This is a genomic window from Paenibacillus ottowii, from assembly GCF_006874425.1.
Lineage (GTDB): Bacteria > Bacillota > Bacilli > Paenibacillales > Paenibacillaceae > Paenibacillus > Paenibacillus ottowii.
The window spans coordinates 101,785-119,757 of the sequence record NZ_VIJZ01000005.1 but is presented as its reverse complement, the minus strand read 5'-3'; the positions used below and the strand labels follow the sequence as shown (position 1 = coordinate 119,757).

The following is a 17,973-nucleotide window of genomic DNA, read 5'->3' as shown; positions in this document are numbered from 1 at the left end:
GTCTTCATGAAGGTATATATTAGAAAAGGTCTTGATCATGAAATTGCAAATCACAATTTTTATGCAGCTTTTGATGGGTTTAAGCAGATGGGATTTGAAATACGTTATTTTGAAAATATAAATAAGCTAACTGATCATAACAAAGAAGATATCGTAGTTAGCTATGTGGATGATGTACGAACAGCACTCCATATACATGACATTGTTGCATCTGAAATTGATTATCCGCAAGAGTTAACAGCTTACTTGGGCAGGAAGATCTGGAAGTCTAAACTAAGTTTCATAGCAAATAACCCTGAGAACTGGAATGTTTTTATTAAGCCTGTCGAGGATAAGAAGTTTACTGGCGTTGTCGTTAGAAGCACGAAGGATTTAGTTGGCTGCAGTACATATGGTGAAGACCCGGAAATATTATGTTCAGATATTGTGAATTTTGTGGCAGAGTGGAGATGTTTTGTTCGGTATGGGAATATATTAGACATTCGAAGGTATAAAGGAAACTGGAGAGCACACTTTGACTATAAGGTAGTTGAAAATGTGGTCTCACAATTTCAAGCTGCTCCTAAAGGGTATGCGGTGGATTTTGGACTAACAGATAAAGGAGAAACATTATTAGTAGAAGTTAATGACGGTTATTCCTTAGGGCATTATGGATTGTTTTCTTTGGACTATGCGAAGTTGCTATCGGCCAGATGGGCTGAGTTGACCAGTACGATAGATGAGTGTGATTTTTAAAGTTTTACAATGAAATGAATACAACAAATCAATAAAAAGAAGCCGCAACAATTGAAACGATAAACCAAGAACAACAACGCCAAACCGAATTAATGAAACAATACATGGAGAAACATTTTAAAGCACCGAAAATGAAACAACTGATCGAAACGTTCTCCTTCTCTGAATTACGGAAGCTTATAGGTGAGATGGATATTGAATTTTTTGCATTGGCCTATTTTCCTAAATATTTTGATCGAGCATTTGGCAAGTTTCATCAAGAGTTATTTTCAGAATTAAAACATATGCTTGCCCATACTGGACTGATTACGGCTTTCGGCCTCCCAAGGGAGCATGGAAAGTCAACGATCAGTTCTTTTTTATTTCCGCTGTATGCAACTTTATATGATAAATCACAATTTACATTGATCATATCTGCCACAGAACAAATTGCATTACCCTTCTTGGATATGATCAAAGATGAATTGGAAACGAATCAGATGCTGATTGAGGATTTTGGGATTCGAAAAGGGAGCCGCTGGAACAACAATGAAATATGGCTCAAGAGTAAAGGTGGGCTGGACTCATGTATTATGATTCGTGGCATAGATGGCAGCTTGAGAGGTATTCACTATAAGCATCATCGTCCCACACTGGTTCTAATGGATGATTTACTCAAGGAGGACACTGCACGATCCGAAGCCAAACGAGAACAAATTAAAAATACATTTACAGATGTTATTCTGCCTATTGGAACAAGGGATACGAATATTCTGATCTGTGGAACCATTTTGAATGAAGAAGATATTATGGCCGATCTGCTCAAAGGTAAAATCCCAGGTGTGCGAAGTGTTCGTAAAGCAGCCGTGCTTCAATTTTCAGAACGGGATGATCTGTGGTCAGAGTGGGAACGAATGTATAATAACTTGCAAGACGAAGACAGGATCAATACGGCCTTGTCTTTTTTTATGGCGAATGAGGAGGAAATGTTAGAGGGTACGGAAATACTGTGGAGCGAGTATTTGGACTACTATTATTTGATGTGCAAGAAGCAAGCGATGGGCGAAAAGAGCTTCTATAAAGAATTGCAGAATGATCCGCGCTCAACTGATGAATACATATTTCAGAATCTGATGTATTGGGAAAGGTTGCCTGAGTTCGAAGACATGGAACTTGCCATGTATATTGACCCAGCGATTAAAGCAGGGAAGAAAAATGACTATTCTGCGGTTTCAATTATTGGGCAGCATCGGAAGACGAAGCAGATGTACGTGATTGATGGTAATATCTATAAACTGCTGCCGGATGATTTGTTCCAAGTGGCTATTGAAAAATTGAAGCTTTATCCTGTAGATAAGCTGGGATTTGAAGTCAATCAAGCGCAAAGCTATATGAAGCAAAAGTTTGAAGAAGAGCTATGGAAAGCGAAGATACATACACCCGTAGAAAGTGTGCATTCCAAGGGACAGAAGCATGAACGCATTATTAGCTTGGAACCAGAGGTTAAGAAGGGTCATATTCTGTTCAATGCAGATAACCTTAGATATAACCATCAGGTGAAGGACTATAATCGAAACTGTACATACGATGATGCGCCGGATAGTTTATATGGGGCTGTTCAATTGATTCAGTCTGTTAAGAGTTTAAAGTTTTATGATCGCAGCTTGTTATTTTAATGGTTTTGCTAAAAACTCAAGTTTTTATTTTACCCAATCTCGTTAAGCTAACAGGCAGAATATATAAACGGGTATCAACTTTAGCAGAGAGAATACCCGAAAATGTTAAAATGCTACTGACATAACGTTGTCAGTAGCGTTAGTTTATTATCGATTAGGTAAACATAATGGGGTGGATAGCTTGTTCTTGCCCTGATAAGATACTGTATCATTTATTATAGAAAGGATGGTATTTTATGAATTTTGCTTCTGTACGTATCATTACCGACGATGTGGATCGTCTTGTAGAGTTCTATGAGAGAGTCATGGGTGTTTCAGCGGAACGTCCCGCGGCAGCCTTTGCCGAACTCGTTGTGCCATCGTGCACCCTGGCGATCGGTCACTCCCATACTGTGCCGCTGTTCGGCATTGGTTCCGCAGTGGCGGCAGACAATCGCACTGTCATACTCGAGTTCCTCGTCCATGATGTCGATGCCGAATACGAGCGCTTGAAGCCGTTTGTCGGCGAGTGGGTAAAGGAACCGACCACGATGCCGTGGGGGAACCGTGCTGTGTTGTTTCGTGATCCCGACGGCAACCTCATTAACCTCTTCAAGCCGGTGACCGAGGAAGCGATCAAAAGGTTCAGTGGTAGGGGGTGACTCATGGGGAAACAGTTTTGCCTCTCCTTATAGCCTCACTCACTGTGAAATTGAGACTGGCCCTTGTAGCGCGGTACCTAGAAAGGTTATCTGTTTAGAAGGGAGGAGGTTCCTTTGATTCACTAAACTAACGGAGAACGTTAATTCAACAAGGAACCATCTTATTAAAGGTGGTTCTTTTATGTATTTAAGCAACAATTACTTTATCTATTTTGAAAGGAAGAACCTATTTGCAAATAACCGAACAAATCATATTAGAGTGCCTAAACCAACTCCAATCGTCTGCATTAGCCAAACAGAAATATTCAGATTACTACAATGGTCAGCATGCCATTCTTAAGAACTATGCGATGCAAGAAAGTCGAAGTAATCAAAAGCTTATCTTCAATTTTCCACGTAAGTTTGTAGATAACGAAGTGGGTTATCTGCTCGGTAAGCCAGTAAACTATGTGTCCAAGTCGGATCAGGATGAAGCCATACATAATATCGATGTACATATGAGTTATTGGGATAAGGAGCATAATCTACAGCTTCGAAAACAATCCGAAATCTTTGGAGAGAGCTTTGAGTTGAATTATATCGACTCGTATGGCCAGTTTTCAGCCACGGTGCTATCTCCTTTGAATGCGTATATGTTGGAAGATGGAACAGCAGAACAAAATGTACTACTAGGACTACATAAATTTACAAAACGTTTTGATAAGCAAGTGTATTTGGACGTGTATACCGACCATGAAATTCTACATTATACAATCGGCAACGACGACAAACACAATCGGAGTAGGTCGAACCAAGTATCTGAATTAAAATATATCGGCAAACATAAACACATCTTTGGAAGAGTACCGCTTATCTCTTGTCCAGCCAATACGGAGAGGAAAAGCGGCTTCCATGATGTGATTTCTTTATTTGATGCTTATAACGCTTTGAATTCTGATTTGGTCAATGAAATCGCAGATCATCGCAATGCCTATCTGGTGATTGAAAATGCCAAGCTGGAAGCTGAGGACTTATTGAATATGAAGAAGATGGGCATTATTCAGGTTCCGGCTGGAGGAAAGGTAAGTTGGCTTACGAAGGAGATTAATGATTCTTTTGTGAAAAATGAGTTGGACAATATTGAACGCAAAATCTTCGACATGATGGATCAGGTCAACTTTAATGAGAATTGGGCCAGTAATACGTCCTCCTTGGCACTGCGAAATAAGTTGCTAAATTTGGAGAATCGAGTGGCGATGCGTGAAGCGTTGATGGAAAAGGTGATCAAGCAGCGTCTACGAAATTTCTTTACGTTCCTGCACATTAAAGAAGGCGTTCAATATGATTATCGAGATATCGCCGTAAAATTCACAAGGAACCTGCCAACAGATTTGGTGGGGATGGCAGATGTGATTGTGAAACTGAAAGAAGTGGTCTCACAGGAAACACTGCTGACGTTGCTTCCGTTTGTAGAGAATCCCAAGCTGGAATTCAATAAATTTCATGCAGAACAACAACGATTAGTTGGTACGGATAAGAAGGTAACGAATGCAGAATAAAAATAGCATCAAGCGGCTGGTTAAGAATAATTGTGCGTGTTATCTCGGAACGAAACATGGCATCCCGAATTATTGCTGTTTACAAGATAGCCCATGTATATTCTTTAGTCAAAATGATGCTCTGCCCCGTTGTACATATTTTGAAAATGGGGTTTTGCCAATGGACGAGAAGCTGGATCAAGAATATAAGTTTAAACGTAATGTAGAGACTGAGCCTAAGACAGCAAAGCCGAGGGTGAACTGTACACGTTGTGGAGGAACATTTTCGGCAAATTCGAATCGGCAGAAATATTGTGACAAGTGTAGAGGTAGGGCGAGAAAAGAAAGTATCAGGACGCGTGTTCGGAAGTTCAGACAAAAAGACAGCTCGATGTAACGCTTTAGAGGTTGAAAAAGTCATATAAACAAAGGATTAAAAATAGGCGAAAATGAGGAGTTGGTATGCTTGTACCTTTTCGTCACTTTTGCGTTTTCTAATGCGTTACATGATTGTCTTGAACATGATATTCAATATGATACAGTTTCACCATACATATACGTTTCTGAGGTTTAGGTAAGCAATAGGGTGGATGTAACGCTTTAGGCTATCCAAAATATGCATAAACAAAGGATGAAAAACAGGCAAAAGTGGGGAGTTGGTATGTTTGTACCTTTTCCTCGTTTTTGTGATTTCTAAAGCGTAACATCCCTGTCCTGAGCATGACATAAAAAGGCTCCATACATACATAAGCGTGTCCGGTTCTGAGGAGTCGGATGGGCAATAAAGGAGATTAACGAAAATGAATTTAGAACAAATGAAGCAGTTGATTGAGGAAAACCAAACAAACGAGGAATGGCAAACGTATCTTCAGGGTTTGAATCCGTATAGCGTAGAAGGGATAGAGCGATATATCCAATCCAACAAGGAAGCAAAAAGTTGGTTCGATAGCACGGTGGACAAGCGATCCGCTAAATCGCTTGAAACGTGGAAGGCCAATCATCTGGAAAGTGCAGTGGATGCTGAGATCAAGAAGCGATTCCCGGCGAAGGATGAGAAAGAAATCGAAGTTGAGAAGCTACGAGCCGAAGTCGAGAATATGAAGCTAGAGAAGCAGCGTGAACGGTTAACCAGCCAAGCGGTAAAAATAGCATCTGAGAAGAAACTTCCACTCCCTTTAGTGGATTTTTTTATTGGTGCAGATGAAGAAGCGACGACAGCAAATTTAGCTGTGTTGGAACAATCGTTGCAAATGGCTATCCAACAGCAAGTCGAGCTACGGCTCAAAGGGGATGGATATACACCCCCGGCTAGTTCAACGAGTAGCACATTTACATTGGATTCAATTAAAGGGATGTCCCCAAACGAAATTAATCAGCATTGGGATCAAGTCAAACAAGCATTACAAAACAAATAATAATCAATAGAAAAGGACAGGGTGATTAGAATATGACAGTACAACATTTTATTCCTACCATTTGGAGCGCACGTTTAAATGAAAGTCTGAAGAAGAATCTGGTGTATGGAAATGTGATCAATACCGATTATGAAGGTGAGATCCGAGGTCAAGGCTCCACCGTAAAAATCAATTCCATTGGGGCAGTAACGATTGGTAATTATGATAAAATTGCAGGGATCGGTAATCCGCAGGAACTGGATGCCACGCAAAAAACGTTGGTGATTGATCAAGCGAAGTATTTCAACTTTCAAGTGGATGATGTCGATGCTGCTCAAGCGAATGTAAACTTATTGGATGGTGGAATCGTGGAAGCTTCGTATGGACTTGCCAATGTAGTGGATCAGTATCTTGCTGGATTCTACACAGAGGTTAAAGCTGAGAATACGATGGGTAACGATGCAACGCCCATTATTCCAACTTCTTCAACGGCGTATGATTTACTGATTGATTTAGGCGTACTATTGGATGAGAACAATGTGCCTGAAACGGAACGATTTGTGGTGGTTCCCGCATGGTATTATGGCTTGCTTTTGAAGGATGCTCGTTTCACGAAAGACCCGAATGTTATTCGCACAGGCTATGTCGGAGATATCGATGGCATGACGGTTTACAATCCAACAATGTGCCGAATACTGGAGGAGCCAAGTATAAAATTATTGCGGGTCATAAGAGCGCCATATCGTTTGCGGGTCAAGTGGATTCAGTGGAAGCCTTCAGACCAGAGAAGCAATTTTCAGATGCAGTGAAAGGATTGCAGGTATTCGGAGCTAAATGTATCAAGCCGGAAGCTCTCACTGTACTCACAGCCAATAAATCTTAATTGCAAGTGGATGATATGAGAACACATTATAATAGAAGAAACACGTTTAGGGTGTCCGTTTTGGATACCCTTAATTTCATTTTTGGAGGGTGATAAGATGTGGTTTTTGAATCAAGAGACAGGCTGCACATGGGAAGTCACAGATCAGGAGTTAATGCTGCGGTTACAGACTAGTGGGCATTATGAGCAAGTGGAGGAATCTCAACCAAATGAGACTAAGCAAGAAGCAGCCCAAACGAAAGTACAAGCTACCAAGAGCATGAAGCGTACCGGGAAGGAGCAGGTAAAGGAGGAACAGGAGGCAGCACATGAATGATTCATTGATTTTACTTAAACGGTTTTTGGGCATAGAGCTAATAGATATATCCAAGGATGATATCATGATCCACTATTTGAATAAAGCTAGAGGAAATATTCTGGGTTATTGTAACGTGGTAACACTGCCAGTGGAATATGATGACGTTATGGTCGATTATGCTGTATATCTATATAAAAATAGGGATTCGGTTGGTCTAATAGATAAGCAGGAAGGTGAACGCTCAGCTACCTATGAAACAGGCATTCCGACAAGTATACGGCTTGCTCTTCCTTTACCTAAAATCAAGGTCGGGACAAATTAATGTTCTACGATACGAAGCTGGAAATTTTGGATAACGCCAATTTCACACCTGTTCTGCCGATGATGGCAGATGTACAACCTTATCGCAAAAGCTTTTCATTTGAAGATGGTTACATACTAGAGACAACATATCGAGCTTTCTGTCCACTGGAATCTTTATTGCAATTAAACGGCTATGTTCGAATTGGCAAGGCTGTCTTTATTATTTTGGACATGAAGGAATGGAGCGATTATGTGGAGTTGTATCTGTATCGCTGCAAGCAGGATTTTGCATTGGAGGTGAAGGAGTGACACGAAGCTTAGGACCCATGCTGGATTTCTTCCTGCGAGAGAAGGGAGAGCTTGTGCATATTAATGGTATGCGACAGCTTGCTCCAATTCAAGATGCGACAAATACCATTCAAATGACCGATGAAAAAATTATTCGGGCAGCAACACCTTTAAATACAGGAGATATCGTAGACTATCGTGATGAACGATATTTAATTACCAGTCAGGTGGATCAAAATGAAAAGTCGTGTCGAGGCAAGATGCGAAAATGTAATCAACGACTAGCTTTAAATTGGAATGGACAGGTGAAATGGTTTGATGCTGTGGTAGAAGCCAGAACTTTTTCAACGGAAACAGGTAAAGTTATCTCCATGCCAGAGGGCAACATCCTGATTACCGTACAAGACAATACAGATACGAGGGGCATTACATTAAGCCAACGATTTTATATGACTCATCAGCCTTTTAAAGTGACTGGAATTGATCGCACGATGAATGGCATCATCCAGTTAAGCTGTACATTGGATAGCATAAATACAGCTTATGATGACGTGGAACATAACATTGCAGATAGATGGAAGTACGAGATTGCTCATACATATGCATTACATATTCATCAGGGAACGATGGCCCATGTACCTTTAAACGAAACAATACCGTTGAATGTGTCTGCTACGGATAATGGAAATGAGATAGCCCATCCGCCGATTACCTATACATCCAGTGATCCGAGTGTAATTAGCGTAGACCAGCAAGGCCAGGTGATGGGTATCGCTTTGGGACAAGCAAGCATCACCGCAAAATTAACGTATCACCCCGCAGTACAAAGCACCATTGAAAAGAGAGTCGTCGAAACAGGAACGCATATCTATTCGATAGCCATTACAGGTAATCCTATACTCAAAACAGGCCAAAGCACCTCATACGTCAGCCATATCTATGATCATGGAACGGAAGTGTTTGACCAGTCGGTGGAGTGGAGCCTGCGGAATCAAGATGATTCGACTCCTCCTACTAAGGGAAGTATGACAGCGAGTACAGGAAATAGTGTTACGGTGAAAGCCGGAAGCAGTAGTGGAGCGAACAATAAAGCCCTTGTACTGACAGCCACCTTAGTAAGTGATCCTAGTATTACCATAGAAAAGACCATTAGCCTTAAGAATTTATTCTAAGTTTTATATCTATTGGCTTGCCTTCGTGGTGAGCCATTTTTATTTCAAAGGAGCACATACATATGCAACGAAAATCTATTGATTATTTACTGAGTCTAAGTCTATTGAAGCAATTGAGATTACAAAATGTCATTACAGAAGAAGAGTTCATAGCGATTGATGAGCTGAATAAAAAGTCTTTCAAGTAGCTATCACATGGACAGAAATGGACTTGATGATGTACCGCACGCATTATAACATGTGACCGTATAAAGAAGATATCGAAAGGAGAAACGTCTATGGCACAAGCCGCAACCGCAAAAAAAGTCGTGATCGTTCCCATTAAAACGATGGACATCGTAGAGGGAATCCAATCTATTCAAAAGAAGAAAGTCGCCGCCTATTGCCGAGTTAGTACCGATTCCGAGGAGCAAAAGGAGAGCTATACCAATCAGGTGAATCACTATACTCAATACATTCAAAACAACTTGGAATGGGAAATGGCGGATATTTTCGCAGATGAAGGCATCACCGGGACCAGCACTAAAAATAGAACGCACTTTAATCGCATGATAAAGGACGCACGAAACGGTAAACTGGATCTTATACTGGTCAAGTCGATTTCGAGATTTGCTAGGAATACACTGGATTTATTGAAATATGTACGGGAACTTAAAAGTCTTGGAGTGGCTGTATTCTTTGAACGGGAGAATATTAATACACTGGATACCACAGGTGAAGTATTGCTGACCATCCTGAGTTCCCTTGCCCAAGACGAGAGTCGAAACATTTCTGAAAACAGTCGATGGGGCATATTACGAGGCTTCCAAAACGGCAAGGTCTTCTGCAATACGACTCGCTTCCTTGGCTATGATAAGGATGAACATGGTGAACTGGTCATTAATGAGAAGGAAGCCGAGATTGTGCGGCGTATATACGAGGAGTATTTGGATGGCAAAAGCTATCAGGCGATTGCTAGAGGATTGATGCGAGATCACATCAAAACGGCTGCGGGAGGCAGTAGATGGTGGGATTCCTCCATTACATTAATCTTGACGAATGAGAAATATTACGGAGCCTTGCTTCAGCAAAAGACGGTAACTGTTGACTTTCTAACCCATAAACGGATCAAGAATAAAGGACAAGAGCAGCAATATTTTATAGAGGATAACCACGAACCGATTGTATCCAAGGAAATATTTGAAGCGGTGCAAAAGGAGAAGAAACGGAGAGCCAAGCTGAAAGGGAGTGTGATGGGGGAGAGCAAAAGATACTCGAATAAATACGCACTGAGCAGTAAAGTATATTGTGGACGCTGTGGAGTCATTTTTAAACGCCGAACCTGGAACAGCAATAACCCATCCAAGAAGGTCGTATGGCAATGTCGAACCAATGTCAATGAAGGTAAAGCAGCATGTGCTGCTAAAGCAGTCGATGAACAAGTTGTACATTCCGCGTTTGTACGATTGTTCAACCGGATGTATGAGAACAAGGAAAGATTCATGAAGACTCTGAAAGCCAATATTATATCGGTACTTTCCAGCAAACCAGGGCAAGAACAGCTATTGGACATTGAAGGAAAGATGCAACAATTGAAATCCGACTTGAAGGAATTAGTGAATCTCAAGCTGCGAAATCAGATGGATGAGACGGTTTATGATGAAGAGACGAACAGACTTTCCAGTGAACTCAACGAGCTACGGCAACAGATGCTGAAATTAGAGGAGGAAGAGGATCAGAAGGAAAAAATCAAGGAACAAATCGATGAAATTATTCAACTTTTAAGCTCGCGACAAGATATACTGAAGCAATTTGATGATAACCTATTTAATGCGTTGGTGGAGAAGATCACGATTCTCTCACCAGCGCATTTTGTTTTTACCTTGAAAAGTGGAATGAGCATAGATGAAATATTGGACTAATAGAATCATAGGCTAAAACGATCAATGGGCTAACGAATAACTGTCGACTGCATGACGGGAAGAATCAATCGAATCCCGTCTTTTACTCCTTCCATATAGATGGATTGTTTATCCTGACTTAGCCGATAGCCTATGGCTTCTTCCCATTCAGATAATAGACATTGGATATCCTCGTTTTGGTTCATTTTGAATTGATCCATTTGAGTGAACAGAGGCTCATCTTCTGATGAAAAAGAAGCCTGTTGTTCACTGGCAAGTTCTAGTTGATAAAATCGTTGACGCAATGCTTCGAGAAACCAATCTGGCCAATTTGACATATTATGATTCCCTCCCGTGGTTGAAGTGTGTGTATGTTAACTCTGATGAGGAGGGATGGCAAGTCATTGTTTTGTGTGGAAGATGATATGTTTCATATTTCTTACACAGATTATACAACATGAACTTATAAGCTAAAGATGCAATAATCATTTGAGCGAGGATATTTCCTCTATTTACCTACACAAGACTAAGTCTAATAGAAAACGAAACGCCTCCCGCAGCGGCTTCTTGGGCGTTAATTTTTTTATTTTGGTAAAGTGTAAATAACATCAAATGGATTTTTATCTTCAAAAAATTCGGTGTAAAGCTTTGCAGCTTCGTTTGAATTTAAGTTCGTATTATATCGTAATAAGCCCCCTAATTTCACTAATACATCGGCTTCCCTTGAAGTTACTATTTTCTTTTGTACTATATTTTCTGTGTTTTTTGGAGTTACCCACGCCCAATCACTTACAGCCGCTTCAGTAAATGGATACCCAAAAGCTAACGAACTGATATGAGCATATTTTGAACACAGAGGATGAGCAATTAATAAAAAAGCTGCAATTATTCCTGAACGATATTTTATTCTTTGTGCTATTTGAACCTCTTGAGCAAATGATTCTAGGTAATGAGGGATTTCTCCCCAATTAGAACGCCCCATTGAAACTAGTATTTCAACGGCAAATTTACTATTTAATTTATTGGCCAATTGTAAGAATATCTGATTGTTTGTAGAGCCGGAGGCGGTAAATGCACCTAAACATCTTGCAGCTTCCTGAACGTTAGTCGCACCTTCTGATATAAGTTTCACATATTCGTCCAGTATCGTATCGTCGCTAACGAATTCTGGAGATTCCACAATTGTTTCGATTAAAAGTGCCTTTGTACTCTGTTCTTTAACCAGAGGAATCATACTAACAAGTTTAGCAAAGTAGTCACCTTCTAATTCTTCTAAATTGCAATCATTCTTTAATAATTTCAGAGCAGCTACTATAACACTATCATCTTCATCTAAAGTAGCGTTTGTTAATAGCTGTATAATTTTTTCAACCATACATTTCTTCCTCACAGGCTTAGTTTAAAAGTCATCTTAATCATTTAATTTGTTCTTTTAGTAGACTAATAATAGGGAGGGATGAAAAATTATTTTTTTTGTGGAAAAAAGGCTCATTCCTACTCATCGTTTCAGATAGAATGAGCCATTATATGATCCTTTTATTTAACATTTGAACTACTCACTCTTAATAGCTCTTCTCCCAGATCCAAAATACTCTTGAAAAAAGTCGAAATCAAACAACTTCCCTTGAGATCTCATTTGTTTAGACTCTACTTTTTTTAAATTTGCTTGCTCTATGCTATTGCTATTCATAAAATCAAAAGGAACTGTTTCTTTAATATCAAATGTTAATGTTATTTTAGGCTTACTTTCAGTAACAATCATTAATGCTACGTAGCAATCCTCTAGGAAAGATAACTTCCCCCCGCATTTACATACAATATCACCGCTATCAATTGTATAGGGCCAACTGTAATATTGCTCACGTCCTGCAAGGAGGTTACCTTCAATTAGTTTGAAATCTGCCCCCTTGACCCCCTCAATTCGAACTTTCATTTTTCCAAATACAAAAAGTGAATCATCTTTTACAGGAAGTCCTAGATTTTGTATATGATCTTTAAAATTATAAATATCTATCACTGTATTTATGAGTTCAAATTCATATATGCCTCTAATATCACTTGGAAAATTCAAAAAAATAGTCGGTGTAAATTCTCCATCACCATCTATAATTCCATCAAATTCTTCATTACTTATATCAAGAGTAAGTATCATTTCTCTATAACCTCACTTTCTTATAAAGGTATACTGATCTAGCATTGGTGATTTAATATTTTGCCCATCTGTAGTTAGATATTTGCCATCATTGGGTATTTCTCGTCTCTCACCCTTTACCTTCAACCCTTTATCCTCTAATGTTCTCACCAGCTTGTTCATATTAGAGCGCGACCCAGTAATTATAATTTCCCCGTCTCTTGATAACCCTCTTAATACTTCAGGGTTCAATGGGTCATAGCCATATGGGTTTTCAATAATGATTTTACTCTGACTCCCTGTCTTAATATTAGTTAATTTTGTTGCATCTCCATAATAAACACCAGGAGCCTTAGGGTCTATATCAATATTATATGCGCCTTCTGTAGGTTTACCTCGTGCCCCAATATTTAGTGTTCCATTTTCATCAGCAGGTTTATCTAAATATTTGCTTGGACCTTTACCAGTACTCTCAGGAGGCTTGCTCGAATTTGGTAGTTTAGGTGACTCCTTAGGTCTACTTGAATTTGCCCCATTATAAACCGCCGAATCATTGAACTCATCAATGGGTCTGTTTACACCTGGGCCACCCTTTGGATTGGGTTTTCCAGGCGGATTTTCTGCAATAGGTGGTTGGCTGGACCTGGCAGGAGAACTTCCAGCACTCCCTATACCGATTCGGGTTGCCACAATTCCATAGGTCGTGTCTTCGACTAAATCGCTTAAGCCTGTCCTTTCCATGTAATCTCCAGATTTTTGTCCAATGAAGCCTTGATTGTATCGAGAAATGAGTGCATCCATTTTCTCTTTGTCCAACTCAATAGCATTTGAAGAATCCACACCCATCGATACCAAACCATCTTCAATGGCATTGAGAGTTCCTTCATCCCATACTTGCGTTCGTTTTGCGTTGACGATACGCTGGATCGCGGCCAATTTATTAGGATCTTTAATATCATACAGTGATAGTTTGCGCTTCATTGTAATTTCAGTGCGCAGTGCTTGCTCTGCTTGTTTTAGCTTATTTTCATCCTGCCACCAGTTTGCTGTAAAATAATCAGTTTGATTCCAATATGAAGTATATTCACTAGTTTTTCTTTCTCGCCATAATGCAAGTTTAGAATTCTCATGTTTCTGTGTTTGTGCTGCTTGAATACGTTGTTTTTCTTCATTATCCCGGAGCCATTTCTCCTGAATATTTTTAGGAACCTGCTGATATGCATGAGCCATGGCATTTGACTCTTTTAACAGGTTTTGGACCAGTTCCAGTGGGCCACCCGAAAGCGCTATGTGACGTGCACTCGTATACACTTTGCCTAAAATCCACTTGCTATAATAAGCTTCCTTAGCCCGTTCATGCTCGTATTGGCTTATTAGCCCTTGGAGCGCTAAACTAGCCAGATGCTTCAGTGGATGCAAACCACCTTTAGGAGCACTACCTACAGCGTGATTTGTTCCTTTGCTCCGAACGGGGATCATAGCGGTTGCTCTCAGAATCACACCACCCGCAGGTCCACTTAGCGCACCCGCTACAACACCAGCCACTTTTCCCATCACTGGAATGGAGCCTAATAGCTTGGACACCGTACCCATCAAGGCATTCGCCTGTTTAAGCTCTGCTGGACTTGTGACTTTTGCTTTAGGGGTAGAGGCTTGGCTGCTAGATGAATCCTTGGCTGCTGACTGGGCTGCTTCATAGGCTTTTATGCTCATGAGTGGCGGCTCAGGCACAGGAGGGAGGTCAGCTACGAAAACAGGAGCTTTCACCGTTCCTTCCTGATAAATCACTGGAGCTTTGGTATCCGTCTCACCATCCAGTACCATGCTGCTGGCTCCGCCTTTCAGATACAGCGCCGTTCCAGCTTCGAGCGAAAGTTCCTCACCTGCATCAAGCTTCACGTGACCACCCTGAATCTGCACATTCCCCGGACTGTTGATGGTGATGCCGTTAACTTCATGCAGTGTAATCGAAAATTCCCCAGAGGTAGACAGGGTCAGTTCTTGCTCAGACATTTCTACGCCGCTACCTTGCACATGTTGCCATACCTTCACATTCGGCTGTCCATTCGCGTGGCGTTGTTGTCGTAGCGAATCTGTCACATAGGCATCTTGTTCGCGGTGGGTAGGCAGATACAATTCCACCTGTTCCCCGATTTCAGGCATATCGTACCAGCCACTGTGTTCTTCGGCGACATATCTAGTCGCCACAGGGAACCAGCAGGCTTTAGCAGGATCTTGTTTCGGGTCGATGTCCAGTTGAAGCTGTACAAAATCCTGCTGTACCTTGAGCACCGTTCCTGTCAGCGAAATTCCGATGGCCTGATTGTTTTCATACCGGGCATAGCGAATATCCTGTTCAGCTTGAAGATCATAGCGGATACGTAGTAAGCCATCCGCTAACTGTGTCACTGCGCGAACCACGACCAGTTCTTTTCCTTGTCCGATGGGTAACGTAATGAGGTCGCCGAGCGCATAGTATTGCTGACTTTCAATCCTATAGGTGATATACGAGCCAGCACGTTGTTCTCCTAGCTTTTCCGCATCCAGTTCATGAAACGTTTTCCGTACCCGATAGAATACATCCCGCTCCACCTTATGCTGCTTGCCTTCTGGCATCCCAAAGAAAACCTTGGGCGAGGCTGCAGTTACCTCTGGCACAAGTACGGAACCAAAGCGAGAGGCGAGACGCTTTAAAAACACCCAATCCGTCTCCTCATATTGTAAAACAAATGTCTCCAGTTTGGCATAGTTGCTTACCGTATCAATGGCATCTCCATATTGATACTTTCGAACCAGCGCAGTGACCAGATCATCATAGGTGCGGTGAATATCTTGGTAGGAGCGTCTTTTACGTTTGATATCCATCTGGTACGAATGGGAAGCGGCCTCCAGTTCAAACGTATACACGCCTCGCACGCAGTGTACGGACATACGTGTAACAATCCCATGGAACAGTCTTCTCAACGATTGTCCCTGATCATCCAACTGACGAATCACAATCTGCTCTTGCTCCATATCCTGTCCGATGCATGCAGCTCCTTGTTCTTCAGAGAGCAACCCACTGATATGTAAAAAGGAATGGTCGTTGATAGCACGTGTTATTTGAAGTTGTTGGATGTGTAGTGGCTGAAAGGGACCATAAAAGCGTAGGCTTTCATATCCGATCCCATCTGATAATACGCTCAAGTGAGTTCATGTCTCCTTTCTAGGTGTGATGGCTGGTTACAAGTAAATACGTCATCGTTAATTCGGTTCTGGTTATTGAATACGGATGGGTGCTTTGGCTCAAGACCAATATGTATCATTGAGTTTGTTGGGTACAAAAACATTCTTAATCGGATACAGTTGTCCCAAGTAAGTATTCTTTCAAGGTATAAAAGAACAGGAGGTGATATTTAATAAACAGTCCAGTATATGTATTTATCGGTCAAAAGAGAGATTTAGTTTACAGAATGACCCATTCGTTGGGGTATTTACTATGTGTAATACTGGAAGGGAGAGGTATGGGAAGAGAGAAAGCTGAAAGTAATTTTGAGCAATTGTCTTCCAAAGTCAGGAACTGAGCTGATTTAATTGTGATTATGGATTCGGGTAAATTAAATACAGGCTCATATGGAATTAGTGGGATCGATAGAAGTGAAGGGAAAACGGGTATCATCTGGAAAAAGGGGGTGTTGTGAGAAGGAGCGGCTTTTGATATTATAGGTAATATATATAATAAAAAGGAATATATCCCTATCATTGTCTCGACACATGTGGAGTGCGTGGTGCTGATGAAATTAAGGTGTAGCCAAGCAATAAACTTTTGACATTCAAAATAAACATCTGACACTGACAGGGTAAATGATTGAGGAAAACGGGAAAACCAACAACCTCAAGTTTTCCCCTGTTTTTATTCCAATTCTTTATTCTCAAAATAATAATGTTTTGGTTGAAAAATTGTTATGAAGAGTACGGCTTTAGCACTAAAGAAGAGAATACGAAAAGTTCATTATGGAAAGTTGTTTATACTTGAAAACGATGAAAATTGAGCGAAAAGGAATGGATGAAAATAAAGGATACGCTAGTTCTGTATATTTTAACCTTAGCTTATAGGCTGGAATGTGATGATGGTCACTAAACAGAGGTTGAAAATGGAAAAACATCTGCTAATCCTGTATTGTTGTAATTGCCACATCCTTGTTGTCAATAATACGTAATCCATACATGTGAAGTCGGTTGCTTTGCAGAAACGAGTAAGGTGAGATGTTTAACAAGAAGCATCGATGCCTAGTCCCTTTCTGCAATGACGGAAGGGTTTTTTAGAAAAAATGGAATCTATCGTTTTTGCATATGTTTAAAAACAAACTATTAGGAGGTTTTGCTTTGCATGGATCCTGAGAAATTCGCTAACATTGTATCCAAATTCCCCTGCTTCTCCGTAGTGCCTCTCGAAAAGTGGCAAAATACAGGGGCTTCCATCATAAGTCTTTCCGCCCAACCGGTTCTGGAGGAGGGACACATTTTCGAACATGCCTCTTTCGTGTTACGGGGGAGTGTGCGCATCTACAAAATAAGCCCGTCTGGGAAAGAATTGACACTGTATCGGGTGAAAAGTGGCGAAGTTTGCGTCATTATGATGGCCAGCATTCTAGGTGAAACAGGGTACGAAGCGTTAGCGGAAACGGAAGAAGAAACGGAATTGCTCGTACTTCCCGTCGCCTTGTTTAAACACTGGATGGATACATATAAAGAGCTAAATCAATTCATTTACCGTCTGTTCATTAAAAGAATGATTTCGGTTACTAGTCTTATTGAAGATATTACGTTCCTTCCTATGGACCGCAGAGTGGCGGAACTGTTACTACGGAAAACGAATACCAATACCAATTCAGAAGCACCCCTGTATGCTACCCATGAGGCATTGTCTTTGGAATTAGGCACAGCAAGGGAGGTAGTAAGCAGGGTACTGAAGGAATTTGAGAGGCTTGGATGGATTCAATTGGGACGAGGTAAAATTTATTTGCTTCAGCGCTTCGAGCTTGAACAGTTGGCTCAAGTAAAGTGATTATGTCACAGAAGCAAAGCGTTTTTATC

General features: G+C 40.9%; 16 protein-coding genes and 1 pseudogene. 13 read left to right on the top strand and 4 right to left on the bottom strand.

What is annotated here, in order from left to right; translation table 11 throughout:
* Positions 1–6: 6 nt before the first annotated feature.
* The 12 genes and pseudogenes from FKV70_RS13690 (at position 7) to FKV70_RS13635 (ending at position 10,787) form a co-directional block, all read left to right on the top strand.
* Complete coding sequence (locus FKV70_RS13690; RefSeq protein ID WP_142613189.1) at positions 7–735, top strand: ATP-grasp domain-containing protein; 729 nt, start codon at positions 7–9, stop codon at positions 733–735.
* A 104-nt stretch (positions 736–839) separates the two neighbouring features.
* Positions 840–2,390 carry a phage terminase large subunit gene (terL, locus tag FKV70_RS13685; protein WP_142613188.1) on the top strand — a complete coding sequence of 517 codons (1,551 nt, stop codon included), beginning with the start codon at positions 840–842 and terminating at the stop codon, positions 2,388–2,390.
* 236 nt (positions 2,391–2,626) lie between these two features.
* Entirely contained in the window at positions 2,627–3,031 is a 405-nt protein-coding gene (locus FKV70_RS13680; RefSeq protein ID WP_142613187.1) for a VOC family protein, read from the top strand.
* Between the two features lie 230 nt (positions 3,032–3,261).
* Positions 3,262–4,569, top strand: a complete 1,308-nt coding sequence (locus tag FKV70_RS13675; RefSeq protein ID WP_142613186.1) for a phage portal protein — start codon at positions 3,262–3,264, stop codon at positions 4,567–4,569.
* 779 nt (positions 4,570–5,348) lie between these two features.
* A complete protein-coding gene (locus tag FKV70_RS13665; protein ID WP_142613184.1) occupies positions 5,349–5,963 on the top strand; it encodes a DUF4355 domain-containing protein in 615 nt (204 codons plus the stop codon).
* Between the two features lie 32 nt (positions 5,964–5,995).
* Positions 5,996–6,825: pseudogene (locus FKV70_RS13660) on the top strand (phage major capsid protein).
* A 97-nt stretch (positions 6,826–6,922) separates the two neighbouring features.
* The gene (locus tag FKV70_RS13655) at positions 6,923–7,141 is read left to right on the top strand and encodes a hypothetical protein (protein WP_142613183.1); all 219 of its coding nucleotides are present in this window, start codon (positions 6,923–6,925) and stop codon (positions 7,139–7,141) included.
* Positions 7,134–7,445: a phage head-tail connector protein gene (locus FKV70_RS13650; protein WP_142613182.1), complete on the top strand. Its 312-nt coding sequence runs from the start codon at positions 7,134–7,136 to the stop codon at positions 7,443–7,445. Before FKV70_RS13655 ends, FKV70_RS13650 begins: the two co-directional genes overlap by 8 nt.
* Positions 7,445–7,735, top strand: a complete 291-nt coding sequence (locus FKV70_RS13645) for a hypothetical protein (RefSeq protein WP_142613181.1) — start codon at positions 7,445–7,447, stop codon at positions 7,733–7,735. The genes FKV70_RS13650 and FKV70_RS13645 overlap by 1 nt, the downstream gene beginning before the upstream one ends.
* Positions 7,732–8,886 carry an Ig-like domain-containing protein gene (locus tag FKV70_RS13640; protein ID WP_142613180.1) on the top strand — a complete coding sequence of 385 codons (1,155 nt, stop codon included), beginning with the start codon at positions 7,732–7,734 and terminating at the stop codon, positions 8,884–8,886. The genes FKV70_RS13645 and FKV70_RS13640 overlap by 4 nt, the downstream gene beginning before the upstream one ends.
* 62 nt (positions 8,887–8,948) lie before the next feature.
* On the top strand, positions 8,949–9,074 hold the full coding sequence (locus FKV70_RS26900; protein WP_256873800.1) for an SHOCT domain-containing protein: 126 nt from the start codon (positions 8,949–8,951) through the stop codon (positions 9,072–9,074).
* Positions 9,075–9,164: 90 nt separating this feature from the next.
* On the top strand, positions 9,165–10,787 hold the full coding sequence (locus FKV70_RS13635) for a recombinase family protein (RefSeq protein WP_142613179.1): 1,623 nt from the start codon (positions 9,165–9,167) through the stop codon (positions 10,785–10,787).
* A gap of 29 nt (positions 10,788–10,816) precedes the next feature.
* Here the strand turns inward: FKV70_RS13635 and FKV70_RS26250 are convergent, their stop codons facing one another.
* The 4 genes from FKV70_RS26250 to FKV70_RS26590 all read right to left on the bottom strand — a co-directional run bounded on the left by FKV70_RS26250 (position 10,817) and on the right by FKV70_RS26590 (position 16,083).
* Positions 10,817–11,104: a hypothetical protein gene (locus tag FKV70_RS26250; protein ID WP_208738404.1), complete on the bottom strand. Its 288-nt coding sequence runs from the start codon at positions 11,102–11,104 to the stop codon at positions 10,817–10,819.
* Positions 11,105–11,349: 245 nt separating this feature from the next.
* The gene (locus FKV70_RS13625) at positions 11,350–12,141 is read right to left on the bottom strand and encodes a hypothetical protein (RefSeq protein ID WP_142613178.1); all 792 of its coding nucleotides are present in this window, start codon (positions 12,139–12,141) and stop codon (positions 11,350–11,352) included.
* A 177-nt stretch (positions 12,142–12,318) separates the two neighbouring features.
* The gene (locus tag FKV70_RS13620; protein ID WP_137079019.1) at positions 12,319–12,918 is read right to left on the bottom strand and encodes a hypothetical protein; all 600 of its coding nucleotides are present in this window, start codon (positions 12,916–12,918) and stop codon (positions 12,319–12,321) included.
* A gap of 12 nt (positions 12,919–12,930) precedes the next feature.
* Positions 12,931–16,083, bottom strand: coding sequence for a contractile injection system protein, VgrG/Pvc8 family (locus tag FKV70_RS26590; RefSeq protein ID WP_244310740.1), 3,153 nt, complete (start codon positions 16,081–16,083; stop codon positions 12,931–12,933).
* Positions 16,084–17,266: 1,183 nt separating this feature from the next.
* Between FKV70_RS26590 and FKV70_RS13610 the strand changes: the two genes are divergently transcribed.
* The gene (locus tag FKV70_RS13610) at positions 17,267–17,944 is read left to right on the top strand and encodes a Crp/Fnr family transcriptional regulator (RefSeq protein WP_142613177.1); all 678 of its coding nucleotides are present in this window, start codon (positions 17,267–17,269) and stop codon (positions 17,942–17,944) included.
* Positions 17,945–17,973 lie beyond the last annotated feature (29 nt).